Source organism: Burkholderia sp. AU6039 (genome assembly GCF_002223365.1).
Classification (GTDB): Bacteria; Pseudomonadota; Gammaproteobacteria; order Burkholderiales; family Burkholderiaceae; genus Burkholderia.
The window spans coordinates 905401-918678 of record NZ_NKFK01000003.1 but is presented as its reverse complement, the minus strand read 5'-3'; the positions used below and the strand labels follow the sequence as shown (position 1 = coordinate 918678).

Sequence of the window (13278 nt, the reverse complement as noted above, 5' to 3'; positions counted from 1 at the left end):
CGCCCCGTTGAAGTACGCGCGATCCACGAGCCTGGTTCCGGCGTCGAAGCCAGGAGCCGGCCCGTGAACGCAAACATCGGTACCAGCCTCGGGTTCACCCGCACTACGGCGGCCCGAGCCACAACGTCGACACGCACGCCAGGCGCGACGCGGCCAACGCCGCGCCCGGCGACGATTGCACAGGACCGCCGCGCAGGAGCCCAAGACCATGAACCGGCCCGCGCTTTGCCCGACCATACGCTCGCGCGTAGCGGCCACCGTCGCACTGTGTCGCCTGTGGCACGTCGCCTGCTGTATCGCTGCGTGCGGCTTCGCGCTGCACGCAAGCGCCGCCGAACTTCGCCTCGACGGGCTGTACCAACGCGCCGACGGTGCGATCACCGTGCGCCTGAACGGCGTCGGCATCGACCCGTATTTCGCGGCGAAGGCGCTGCTCGCCGCGTCCGACGCGCAACTCGATGCCCGTCCGGCGGCACTCGCGTGGATCGCATGGCTGCTGCCGCGCCAGCGCCCGGATGGCAGCTTCGATCGTTACTGCGTGAAGAATGGCCGCTACCGCGCATGCGCCGACGCGGAAACCGACGACGCGATGATCGCGACCTGGATCGAACTGCTCGCTCGCTTCGCGCCGCCCGACGGCTTGCCCGCCGCGTGGGAACTCAGCCTGAACCGCGCCGGTTTGCACCTGGACACGCTGCTCGACAAGGCCTCCGGCGTCTATCAGATCTCGTCGTCGCTGCATGTCGCGTTGCTGATGGACAACGTCGAAATCCACAGCGCGTTCCAGGCCCTCGCGGCGTACTACGTCCGACGCGCCGACTACACGCATGCGGGACCGTGGAGCCAGCGTGCCGACCAGCTGGCATCCGCGATCCTGAGAGTCTTCTGGCGCGGCAGCGGATCGGGGTTTCGTGCGAGCACGCAGCAGGTCAGCGATACGAGTTTTTATCCGGCGAAGATCGCGCAGATCCTCCCGCTCCTATCCGGTATTCAGGTACCCGAACAATCCGGCGAGACGTTCTACGCGCAGTGGATGCGGAAGCACGGCAAGAGCTGGCCGCAACTCGCCAACACCGATTATCCGTGGAGCTTGATCGCGCTGGTTGCGCTCAAGATGAACGATTGGGGCACCGTCGCCTGCTGGCAAGCGCGATCGGCCCCATACCGGCACGGCGCGCACTGGAACGTACTGGAGGAGTCGCTTTATCTGGCATTCGAAAGCCGGATGGCCGCGCCCGTCATCCCCGCTCGATGCGGATTCACGACGGCAGCGGCAACGGCCACCGCATCGCGCTGACGCAACGGCGTGCGCGGTCCATGAGGACTAACAGGGAGGAGACGTGTCATGTGTGGCATCGTCGGCGCGGTCGCGCAACGGGACATCGTCCCGATTCTGATTGAAGGTTTGCGTCGCCTCGAGTATCGCGGCTACGATTCATGCGGCGTGGCGACGGTCGTGAACGGCCAGGCGCGCCGCGAACGCAGTGTGTCGCGTGTCGCCGATCTCGACGCGCACGTGCGCACCGCCGGCCTGACCGGCAGCACCGGCATCGCGCACACGCGCTGGGCGACGCATGGCGCACCGGCAACCTGCAACGCGCATCCGATCTTCTCGCGCGACGAAATCGCGCTCGTGCACAACGGCATCATCGAAAACCACGAAACGTTGCGCAGGCAACTTTCAGACGCGCACTACGAATTCGACGGCCAGACCGACACCGAGGTCGTCGCGCACCTGATCCACAGCCAGTATCGCGGCGACCTGCTCGCCGCCGTGCGCGCGGCGACATCGCAGCTTCACGGCGCCTACGCGATCGCCGTGTTCAGCAAGCATGAGCCGCAACGGCTGATCGGCGCGAAGGTCGGCTCACCGCTCGTCGTCGGCTTGAAGGACGGCGAATGCTTTCTCGCCTCCGACGCACTCGCGCTCGCCGGCATCACCGACCGCTTCATCTTTCTCGAGGAAGGCGACATCGTCGAACTGACGCCGGGCGGCGTGCGCGTACTCGATCGTGGCGGCGTACCGGTCGAGCGCGCGGTACAAACCATTTCCTCCGCGCAGGCCGCGGTCGAACTCGGGCCGTACCGGCATTTCATGCAGAAGGAGATTTTCGAGCAACCGGAGGCCGTGGCCGCGACCATCCCGGACGCGGGGCTGTTCGATCCGGCTGTATTCGGCCCCGACGCCGCGCGGGCGTTCGAGCAGATCGACAACGTGCTGATTCTCGCGTGCGGCACGAGCCACTATTCCGGCCTGACCGCGCGCCGCTGGCTCGAAACGATCGCGCGTGTGCCCGCGCAGGTCGAGATCGCGAGCGAATACCGTTACAGCGACGCACTCGCGATGCCGAACACGCTGGTGGTGAGCGTGTCGCAATCCGGCGAGACCGCCGACACGCTCGCCGCGCTCAAGTACGCACAGGCGTTGGGCCATATCGACACATTGGCGATCTGCAACGTGCCGACCAGCGCGATGATGCGGCAGACCGGCCTGCGCTTCCTGACGCGGGCCGGCCCGGAAATCGGCGTCGCGTCGACCAAGGCGTTCACGACGCAACTCGTTGCGCTGTTCATTCTCGCGGTCACGCTCGGCCGGCTGCGGGGCTACGTCGACGATGCGCAGCTCGCGCGCTACACGATGCAATTGCGGCGGCTGCCCGGTGCGCTCGAGGATGTGCTCGGGCTCGAACCGCAGATCGAGCGCTGGGCGGAGGAATTCTCGCAACACGAGAATGCGCTGTTTCTCGGGCGCGGGCTGCACTATCCGATCGCGCTCGAAGGCGCGCTGAAGCTGAAGGAGATTTCGTATATCCACGCGGAGGCGTATCCCGCGGGCGAGTTGAAGCATGGGCCGCTCGCGCTCGTGACGCACACGATGCCTGTTGCCACGATCGCGCCGAACGACGCGTTGCTCGAGAAGCTGAAGTCGAACATGCAGGAAGTGCGGGCGCGCGGCGGGCAGCTTTACGTGTTCGCCGATGCCGATACGCGGATCGACAACAGCGAAGGCGTGTCGGTGCTGCGGATGCCGGATTATTACGGGTTGTTGTCGCCGATCCTGCATGTGGTGCCGTTGCAGCTGCTTGCGTATCACGCGGCGTGTCTGCGTGGCGCGGATATCGACAAGCCGAGGAATCTGGCGAAATCGGTGACGGTTGAGTGACGGGGGCTGCGTAACCGAGGCGGACTGGTGAAGGTCCTTGAGGAATCAAGCTGGCCCGCCCTACACGATTCGAACGTGTGACCTACGGCTTAAGCGGCCGCGGTCCGGGATCCGGATCGAGATTGATCGCCATCCCGACAAACCATCATCGAGACACGCGCTCGACACAACCCAGCAAGATGTACAGCCAGGAATCAACGCTGATGACCTGGCAAGCGTGTCCAAGAGCCATCTCAATTTCTCGGCAGTTCGGAATGGTCCATTCCCTGAATCCATCCAATCATCATGAGTTAATAAATTAACTCATTTGTTTCACCCAATGCATCTATCGAAGTTAATAAACAGCAAAAAGAGATTTCCAAATATTGGGAAGCCAATCCAAAATCACGGCCGCGATTTAACATGCTCAAATTTTCCGGTCAACGAAATTTTCTAGTCGAAAGTTTTAATAAAAACCCCTTGATTCCCGGTTGTATCGCTTAAAAATTTACATATACTTTGCTCACAATTTCGTCAGGAGATTTCGGCGTCACTTCTCTCGGAAATTGAAAACTATTTGAAAGAAAAGATGTATTGAAGGTGACACGGGCATGAAATGCTTTTGCCGTTCGATTCCCGAAAATCAGCACCAAGCAATTGATAAGTCGGTTACGTTCAGATAACCGTCGAGGTAGTTATTGCCGAACCCGGTCAAATTGCCCTCAGCACTATTCCGAAGGGTCGATATCCGTCGTTTCGAGTTCCGCCGATGTCAGGGCGGGTAAGGAGATGCCGATGAATAAGCCAGCGGGTGCTTTCCGAGTAGTGGAGTTGGCATATCCACGTGATGTTGATTTATCCATTGGACATACGTGACGTTCGAACACAACTCACGGTGCACATTTTGAAATCCGGCGTTGCATCGCCGATCTCACCACAAATCCCCACAGCTTCCCGAGCGAATGCCGATCTTGCCGACATTGATCCGGCCGCCTGGAGTTTGACTACGCCATGCTGACACTAAGACTCGCACCCGCGGCCCCGCCTGCATTGCGCGGCTTGCTAGAGAATCTTTCACACGAGGAGCGTCGCGTCGACGACTGCATTCCCCTCACCGCCAACGAGAACCGCATGTCGGATCTCGCCTGTGCGGTACAGGCCAGCCTGCTCTCGCACCGATATCTCCTCGGCCAGGCCGACGAGCGCGGCGAGCAGGGCCGCGATTTCGTCAAGGGCGGCCTCATGCTTGATGGCCTTCCCGCCGTGACGGCGCTCGAGCAGCGGGCGGTCGCGGCAGCACGTGCGATGTACGGAGTCGAGGCCGTCGAATTGCGCCCCCTCTCCGGGCTGCATGCGACGCTGGCGACGCTGCTGTCGCTGTCGCGGCCCGGCGCCGTGGTGCTGTCGATCGATCCCGCACACAACGGACATTTCGCAACGCGCGGCCTCGTTACCGCGCTCGGCCGCCGCTCGGCATACCTCGCGTGGGACAAGGCGCGCGACATAATCGACGCCGAGGCCGCGGCGCGCCAGGTCGAGGCCCTGCCCGACGGCTCGCTCGTGCTGATCGACCACAGCGCACCTCGTTTCCCTCAGCCCGTCGCCGCTTTGCGCGCGGCCGTGCGCAGCGACGTGCGCATCAGCTACGACGCATCGCATACGCTCGGCCTCATCGCGGGCGGTCAGTTCCAGGATCCGATCGGCGAAGGCGCCGACGTCCTCCAGGGCAACACGCACAAGACATTCCCCGGCCCGCAGAAAGGCATGATCCTCGCGGCACGCGAGGCCGTGGGCCGGCGAATCGGCGAGACGATGTGCGACTACGTCATCTCCAGCCAGCACACGCATCACGCGCTCGCGCTGTACGTGACGCTGCTCGAGATGGAAGTGCACGCCAGGGCGTATGCGCGCCAGGTCGTGACCAACGCGCTCGCGCTGGCCGATGCCCTCAGCGCGACGGGTTTCGCGGTGCGTCGGCGCGCTGACGGCGCGGCCACGGCGTCGCACATGCTGTTGATCGGCGGCTTCGAGGGCGGGCGTGCCTACGAGTTCTGTGCGCGCTTGCGCGCGTGCGGCCTGTCTGTCAACGCGCGGACCGATCGCGCCGGCGAATTGATCCGCATCGGCATCCAGGAACTCACGCGTCGCAACGTGCGGGCCCGCGACATCAAGCCGCTCGCGGACCTGATCCGACGCGCGGGCAGGACGGACGAATCGCCCGACCGCATCCGTGCCGACGTGCGCGAATACCTCGGCCAGTTCGCGGCCGTGGGCTATTCGTTCTGCGAGCCGGAGCTTACCTCGGCGACCCGCGCTGCGCCGCGCCCATCCGGCGACCACCCCATCGAATGTGCATCCGATTGTTGAGAGGGACTCCCCCATGCAACCCGCAACCACGCCCCGCCTGCCGACGATTGGCTTTTCCACCAACGTCCTGAACCATCCGACCAACACGGCGCTCGCTCCGGCCGATGTTGCCACCGCGGTCGCCTTCCTGTCCGAACGTTTCGGCGCCGTGGAGATCGAGATATCGGAAGACGCCCAGCCCGCCGTCCTCGAATGCGGCCGCGAGCGTTACGACGCACTCGTCGCCTCCCTGCGCGAAACCGCGCAACGCACCGGCGTGCGCCTGAGCGTGCACGCGCCCTGGTTCGGGGAGGCCACGAACCTTGCGTCGCCCAGCGCCGACGAGCGCGCGCGTTCGATCACCCTGCTCTCGCGCGCCGTTGACTTCGGCGCCGACATCGGTGCGCGCATCGTGACCTGCCACCCGGGTTACCACGAAGGCCAGGAACGCGAAATCTTCAACCGCCACTTGCACGAATCGTTGGTGAAGGCGGTGCGCTACGCCGAGTCGCGCGGCGTGCAGATCAGTCTCGAGAACATGGGCGACGAACGCCCTTCCTACATCGTCCACTCGGTCGAGGAACAGATCGCCATGTGTCAGGCCACGGGCGCTCGCGTGACCCTGGACGTGATCCATCTGCGCTCACGCTACGACAGCGAGGCCGACTTCCTCGACGCGTTGACGCAGATTGCGCCCTACGTCGCCAACGTCCACATCGCCGACATGAAGGGGCGCAACCATGCCCACGTACCGATCGGCGACGGCGACTTCCCGCTCGACGAAGTCCTGCACCGTCTCGGCGCTGCGGGCTATGAGGGCGGAGCGATCGTCGAGGAGTTCGTGCGCAACTGCGACTTCCAGCGCTTTCTGGACAAGGCCATCGACTACCGCGCCCGCTTCGAGGGTCATGACCGGGCACGCGACGTCACCGGCCCTTCCACCACGCCCGGCGGGACTTCCCTGCGTGAGGGCGACGTTCGGACCGTCGCGATCGGCGCGGCGCCGGGTGGCAGCACCATCGTCGTCATCGGCCATGCCGGCACGACGACCTTTGTCAACTCCTGCCCGCACACGGGTGCCCGCCTGGACTCGATGTCGCCGCTCTGCACCGAAAACGGCTACCTTGTCTGCAGCGTCCACGGTGCCCTCTTCGACGCATCGGGCCACTGCGTCAAGGGCCCGTGCGCCGGCCGCTCCCTGACATCGGCGCACGACGAGGTGAGCGGCGAATCGTGGACCGACGCCGCGGCATCCAACAGCGCCCAGGAACTGCCCGCCCAATGACGCGCGCGCGCCTCGATCTCGCTGCCTTGCGTGCGGCGGCCGCGCCTACGCTGCCGCTGCTCGGCTCCATCGTCGTATCGTTCATGACGGTGGGGGCGGCTGCGCGCAGCGCGGGCTTCAACCTGCCCGACGCCGTCGCCATGACGGCATTCGTGTTCGCGGCGCCCGCACAGCTCGTGATGATCGACATGCTCAAGTCTGGCGTCGGCATCGGCGCGGTGAGCGCGGCCGTCGTGATCATCAACCTGCGCCTGCTGTTCATGGCCTTCACCGTGGTCAGCAGCCTGCGCACGGTGCCGGCGCGGCGCATGGCGATCTGGTGCGCGATGCTGAGCGGCCTGTCGTTCACGCGCTTCAAGCTGCACCAGCGCGATAGCGAGGCGGAGGAGGACGCGTGGCGCGAGGAGCTTGAGCTCGCAGTGTCCTGCGTGCTGCTGTATGTCGCTGCAGTGCTGTCGACGGCCGTGGGCAACGCACTCGGCGGCCTGGCGACGCCGGTGTGGGTCGATGGCCTCGACGTGATGGTCGCGATGCTGCTCGTGGGCCGCATCTTCAACGCCGGGGGCGGCCCGGGCTTCGTGACCGTGGCGATCGCCTGCGCGGTGCTGACCCCGTTGTCCAAGACGCTGAACCCGGCCTTCGGCACGCTGCTGATGGTGTTCGTGCTGTCCTGGCTGTTCGCGGTCTCGCCGCGCATCGTCGACGTCTTGGGCCTCCCTCGGCGTCAGGCGCATTCGCAAAAGCCATGACACACCTTGCCATCTGGTCCGTGATCGCGGTTACCGGCGGCCTCACGCTGGCGCTGCGCCTGCTCCCGCTGCTTGCGAGGCGTCGCATGACCGGAGAGATCTCGCCGACCATGGATCGCTTCAACCGCGCCTTCCTGGCTTGCTGCATTGCCTCGATGGTGGTCGGCCTGCTGCTCCCGGGCGGCATCTCGCCGCTCTCGGGCGGCTGGCACCGCGAGGCAGCCCTGGTCAGCGTCATCGCCCTGTACCTCGTGATCTCCCGCTTCTACGACGGGCTGCTGCTTGCGCCGGCGCTCGCGCTCGCCTTCGTAGCCGTCCGAACCTATTTTCCCTGAATGCTCCTCATGACTGAAGACGACAAGATCCTTATCCTCGGCGGCCGCGACTCAAGCGTCGAGTGGCTGACCGAACTCGGTTGCCGCGCCGACCTGATACAAAGCGAGAAAGGCCTGACCGAGCGCCAGCGCGCTGCTGCAATCGAAGTCTTCCTCGCCGAGCACGACGACGTCTCGCACATCGCCGACTTCGCCCGCCGCGAGCATGCGCGCAGGCCTTATGCGAGCGTCATTACCTTCCAGGAACCCTGGCTCCTCGCGGCGGCGGCCGTCGGCGAAGCGCTCGGCGTGTGCTGGAATCCGCCCGCGGCCATCCGCACCGCGTGCGACAAGGCCGCGACGCGCGACGCTCTTGCCGCCGCTGGCTGCAACGGCGTGCGCTACCGCCGCTGCGCTGACCTGGACGACGCACGGGCCTTCCTCGCGGAGATTGGCGAGCCGATTATCGTCAAGCCGGTGGGCGCGAGCGGGAGCCGCGGTGTCGGTCTCGTGCGCGACGCTTCCGAGCTCGAGGCCGCCTGGCGGCACGCCACCGGCGCGAAGGGCGGCGCCATCATCGTCGAGGAATACGTCGAAGGCCCGGAGTTCAGCGTCGAAACCATCAGCGCGGACGGCGTGCATGAGGTGCTGGCGGTGACGGAGAAGCTGACCACGGGCGCGCCGAACTTCGTCGAACTCGGGCACGTGATCCCGGCCTCGCGCGGCGTGCACGATCTCGAAGCCCTCGGTGCTGCGGCGATCGATGTGCTGACCGCAATCGCCCATCGCAACGGGCCCTGCCATTCCGAGTTCCGGCTCACGCCGCGCGGGCCGAAGGCCATCGAGACGCAGACGCGTCCAGGCGGCGACCAGATCTGGGAGCTCGTGCAGATCGTGACGGGCCGCAACGTCTATCGCGAAACCCTGGCGCGCCTGTGCGGGCGCGCCATCGAGCCCCTGCCGCGACAGGCACCGGCCGCGGCGATCCGCTTCCTCTTGAGCCCCGGCGCCGGCACGGTCAAGGGTATCGACAACATCGAGCACGCCGCGGCGGTGCCGGGCGTGCGCGCCGTGCATCTCGACGCCAAGACGGGCAGCCGCGTCGCGCCGGCCGCGAGTTCCAGTCAGCGACTGGGTTATTGCCTGGCCGTTGGCACGACGCCTGGTGAAGCGGCCACCGCTGCAGAGAATAGTCGCGATCGGCTGCGAGTCGTCCTCGACACCACCGCAGCCTGACTTGCCGGCCTCGACAACCCCCTTTGCGCCGGGCCTTGCCGCTGCGGCTTCCGCTATGAGAAATCTTCTTTTCGTTACGCCCAAGGTACTGATGTCTACCCCCGCTGCGGAGTGGCGGCGATCGGTCGGCCCCGATGCCATCCTCTTCACCGGTGCGGACACCGACGACGCGCGTCAGCGCATCGAGACCCACGTGGACGGCGCGTTTTCCCGCGTCCACACCTTCTGCAATTACGAGCACAACGATCTGCCGGAGAAGCGAGCGCACGAGATCCACGCGGCCACGCCGCTGCGCAACGTGGTCTCGCTGTCGGAGGTCGACGTGCTGCGCACCGCGCGCATTCGCGAACGCTGCGGCATCCCGGGGCACTCCGAAGCGAATGCGTGGATCTTCCGCGACAAGCTGCTGATGAAGGAACGCGCACGCGCGGCGGGCCTCGGCACGCCGCGGTTCGCCCGCGTGGAAAGCGCCTTCGACCTGCTGCACTTCGTGCGGGCCAACGGACTGCCCGTCATCGTGCGCCCGATTTCGGGCCGTGGTTCGGCGCAGGTTGGCGTCCTGCGCACCGAGGAGGAGCTCGAGGCCTACCTCGCGTCCGGTGCGATCGCCGCGACGGATTTCCGCCCGCAACTGTTCGTGGAGACCTTCTGCGACGGCCCGATGTTCCGCATCGACGGTCTCGTGCTGCGCGGCGAGCCCGCGTTCATGCAGGTCGCCAAGTACATCAACACCACGCTGGACTTCATGAAAGGCCAGGCCGTCGGCACGTATTCGCTGCCCGCGGACGATGCCGAACGGCTCGCGGTGGAAGAGTTCGTCACGCATCTGGTCGGACGCGCCCTGCCGTCGGCGCCGACCATGATGTTCCATGCGCAGTTGCTGCAGGACAGGCACGAGGGATTGATGCTGTGCGAGATTGCCGCGCGCATCGGCGGTGGCGCGATCAATGACGAGATCATGGCGGCCACCGGCGTCGACCTGAAGATGGAATACGTGCGCTGCTGCTGCCTGCCCGGATATGCCGAAGCGTGGCGGCCCGCACTGCGCGAGCGGCTGGCCGCCCGCATCCTCTTGCCGCCGCAGCCCGCCGTGCTGGAGGCCATTCCCAAGGACTGCGATATTCCCTGGGTCGTCAAATACACGGCCTACGGTCAACCCGGGCGCGCGTACAACGGCCCGGCGATGACCAACGCCGAGGTTGCGAGCTTCGTCTACCACGCGGACACCGTCGGTGAAGTCACGTCGCGCTGGGACAAGCTTGTCGACTGGCACGCGCAACGCACGATCTGGCGCTCGTGATGCGCACGACGGACAGCAGGTCGGAGGACGGGATGCGTGAACCCTGCGACATTGCGCTCGTCGGCTGCGGCGCGGTCGGGGCGTCCTTCCTCGCGAGGCTGGAAGTCGACGCCGGCGGCTTCATCGGCAGCGTGGTCATCGTCGATCCGGCGGAAGAGCCGGGGCGCGGCATCGCCTATGGCCGCGACGCGAACAACAACCTTCTCAATCGCGCGAACGCCGCCATCTCGGTGCGCGCCGACGATCTCGGCGAGTTCTTCCGCTGGTTCGCCGAGGAGCGCGCTGCGGGACGCCTCGAGCCCCAGCACGCCAACGTGCCGCTCGAGGCGGACGGCTATGCCCCGCGTCCCCTGTTCGGGGACTACCTGGTCAGCCGCGTGCGCCGTACGTTGGCGGCACTGGCGGCGCTGGGCTGGCGCGTGCGCAAGGAGCGCGGCACGGTCATCGATATCGATGAGGAATCCGGATCATACCGGGTCACCGTATCGAACGGCGCCAGCTTCGTCGCGCGCAGCGTGGTGCTTGCCACCGGCAACGGGCCGTCATCGGCGTTCCGGCGCTTCGAGGGGCAGGAAGGCTACGTCGCCCTGCCTTATCCGAACGAAGGGCTCTCGCGGCGCATCGGTGCCGACGCGCCGGTCGCGTTGCTGGGCAGCCGCCTGAGCGCGGTGGACACGGCCATCGCGCTGACGGACCAGGGGCATCGCGGGCCCGTCTTCCTGGCCTCGCGCACCGGTCAGTTGCCCATGGTGGGCGGCGGTAACGGCAATCATGTGTTGGCGCCGGCGACGCTGGAGGTCGCTCGATACGCACGCCACGCCGGTCCCGGATCGGTCTCGCTGGTGCGCCTCATGCGCCTGATGTTGCGCGAGATGGCGCGTGCCGAGGGCAGACGCCTGCCGGTGCGCAGCATCACGCGGCCCGAACTCTCGCCCACGCAGGCCTTTCTAGCCTGCGTCGAGGAGCGCGAAGCCAACGTACGCAAGCCCTGGCAAGACGCCCTGATTCCCTTCAACGACTTCGTCGCGGATTTTTGGAACGCCCTGCCCGACGACGACCGCCGCCGCCTCATGCGCGGCGCCTACGGCGCGTACATGGGCTACCGTGTCTCCATACCGCTCGAGAACGGCCGCAAGGTGGCAGAACTGCTGCGGGCCGGCCGCGTCACCAATCTCTGGCCCCTGAAGGAGGTGACTCACGACGGCGAGGCCTTCGTGCTGCGCTTCGGAACGGGGGGGCCGACGCAGGCCCCGGATCTGCGCGTGCCGGTGCTCGTGAATTGCACCGGTCTGGTGGGCGGCCCGGACGCGTCGGCCGGGCCGCTCTATCCGAGCCTGATCGCCGGGGGGCTCGCGCGTCGTCACCCTTTCGGCGGCATCGACGTCGATCCGCATACCAACCGCCTGATCGGCGCTCACGGAAGCGCGCACCGATTATTCGCGATCGGGAACAGCACGCAAGGTGTGTTCTTGCTCACCAGTAACCTCGTGCTGAACGCAGCTCACGCTGCCCGCGTTGCGGATCTGCTGCTGGCGGATCTCGCGTCCGCTGCGGCACCTTCGTCCCGTGCCACAAACGCCTGCAGCAACGGCGCGCAAAATGTCGCGTTGTGAGCCTGCAGGCCCTGACACCGTCCTAACACCAGACCTATGCACATCGACACCGATTTCGAAGCCGCCGCCATCGATCACGTTGCCTCTCCCACCAGCGGCTCGCCCCTGCGTTTGCGTCTGCGCAGTGACAACGCCGCCGAATTCGCCCAATGGTTCGCGTTCGAGCTAGTCGATCTGCCGCCCGGTGGCATCGACGTGCGCATCGAGGGTTTGGCCGGCTCGTCCTACCCTAAAGGCTGGGTCGACTACCGCGTCTGCATGCGCGCCGATGGCGGCGAGGCGGCGGCCTGGCGCCGCCTGCCAACGGACTTCGATGGCGATGCGCTCGCCTTCCACGCGCCCGGCCCGGCCCGGCGCCTGCGCTTTGCCTATTTCCCGACCTTCGACCGCGTCGCCGAGGACAACCTCGTCGCTCAAGCGACACAGGCGGGCGCAACGCTGGAGATACTCGGGACCTCCGCGCTCGGCGAACCGATCCGCATGCTCTCGTTCGAGGGCCATGCGCCACGCACTCGCCTGTGGTTCATGGCTCGCCAGCATCCCGGCGAATCGCAGGGCGGTTATTGTCTCGAGGGCCTCGTGCAGGGGCTTTGCGGCGCGCTGCGTCCTGCTTGGGAGAACGGTGGCTCAGCCGTGCATGTCGTCGTCAATGCCAATCCGGACGGCGTGCGCCTGGGCAACCTGCGCACGAATGCGCGGGGCGCCAACCTCAACCGCTGCTGGGACCGCGAGTATCCGGATGCGCCCGAGACGGCCGCCGTGCGCCGTCGCATGCAAGCGCTCGGGCTCGACCTGCTCGTCGACTTCCATGGCGACGAGGTCCTGCCCCACGTCTTCTCGGTGGGCGCCGACGGCAGCCCCGCCTGGACGCCACGCTTGCAGGCCCTGCGCCGCACGTTCGACGAGGACCTGCTGCGACGCTCGCCAGTGTTCCAGACGGCGCGCGGCTATTCCGTCGACCGACCTGACCACGCGAGCCCAAGGAAGTGCATCCCGTGGGTCGCGGAGCAATTCGATGCGCTGGCGATGACCATCGAATTGCCGTTCAAGGAGAGCGCCGACCGACCGCGTGACGACGCCGATGCGACCGCATACGCCCGCACATTCGGACGGGCCGTGCTCGAGACCGCCCTGGCGCTTGCGCCGTCCGTGCGGCCTTGAGGTCCAGCTCGCCTTCCGTCGGGCACGCATGGACGCCTCCGGGGTGCCAAACCTTCGTTTGCGCGACGGTTTGAAGGTCAGGATGCGGCCCTGCGTCCGGACTTCGATTCCGGCACAAGCCCGCTATCTCGG

The 13278-nt window shown here is 66.3% G+C and carries 10 protein-coding genes; all 10 read left to right on the top strand.

The genetic code is table 11. The features are described 5' to 3' along the window. The first annotated feature begins 208 nt into the window (after nt 1-208). The 10 genes from CFB39_RS06985 (at nt 209) to CFB39_RS06940 (ending at nt 13146) form a co-directional block, all read left to right on the top strand. On the top strand, nt 209-1297 hold the full coding sequence (locus CFB39_RS06985) for a hypothetical protein (protein ID WP_089472544.1): 1089 nt from the start codon (nt 209-211) through the stop codon (nt 1295-1297). Nucleotides 1298-1345: 48 nt separating this feature from the next. Beyond that, complete coding sequence (gene glmS, locus CFB39_RS06980; protein ID WP_089472543.1) at nt 1346-3163, top strand: glutamine--fructose-6-phosphate transaminase (isomerizing); 1818 nt, start codon at nt 1346-1348, stop codon at nt 3161-3163. 990 nt (nt 3164-4153) lie between these two features. Beyond that, on the top strand, nt 4154-5509 hold the full coding sequence (locus CFB39_RS06975; RefSeq protein WP_089472542.1) for a hypothetical protein: 1356 nt from the start codon (nt 4154-4156) through the stop codon (nt 5507-5509). Between the two features lie 13 nt (nt 5510-5522). Then, nucleotides 5523-6773, top strand: a complete 1251-nt coding sequence (locus tag CFB39_RS06970) for a TIM barrel protein (protein WP_089472541.1) — start codon at nt 5523-5525, stop codon at nt 6771-6773. Further along, a complete protein-coding gene (locus CFB39_RS06965; protein WP_089472540.1) occupies nt 6770-7522 on the top strand; it encodes an AzlC family ABC transporter permease in 753 nt (250 codons plus the stop codon). The genes CFB39_RS06970 and CFB39_RS06965 overlap by 4 nt, the downstream gene beginning before the upstream one ends. Further along, entirely contained in the window at nt 7519-7857 is a 339-nt protein-coding gene (locus CFB39_RS06960) for a hypothetical protein (RefSeq protein ID WP_089472539.1), read from the top strand. The genes CFB39_RS06965 and CFB39_RS06960 overlap by 4 nt, the downstream gene beginning before the upstream one ends. A 9-nt stretch (nt 7858-7866) precedes the next feature. Then, on the top strand, nt 7867-9072 hold the full coding sequence (locus CFB39_RS06955) for an ATP-grasp domain-containing protein (RefSeq protein WP_179257650.1): 1206 nt from the start codon (nt 7867-7869) through the stop codon (nt 9070-9072). A 91-nt stretch (nt 9073-9163) separates the two neighbouring features. Continuing rightward, entirely contained in the window at nt 9164-10372 is a 1209-nt protein-coding gene (locus CFB39_RS06950; RefSeq protein WP_179257649.1) for an acetyl-CoA carboxylase biotin carboxylase subunit family protein, read from the top strand. Nucleotides 10373-10404: 32 nt separating this feature from the next. Next, nucleotides 10405-11985: an FAD/NAD(P)-binding protein gene (locus tag CFB39_RS06945; RefSeq protein WP_179257648.1), complete on the top strand. Its 1581-nt coding sequence runs from the start codon at nt 10405-10407 to the stop codon at nt 11983-11985. 36 nt (nt 11986-12021) lie between these two features. After that, nucleotides 12022-13146, top strand: a complete 1125-nt coding sequence (locus CFB39_RS06940) for a M14-type cytosolic carboxypeptidase (protein WP_089472535.1) — start codon at nt 12022-12024, stop codon at nt 13144-13146. Nucleotides 13147-13278 lie beyond the last annotated feature (132 nt).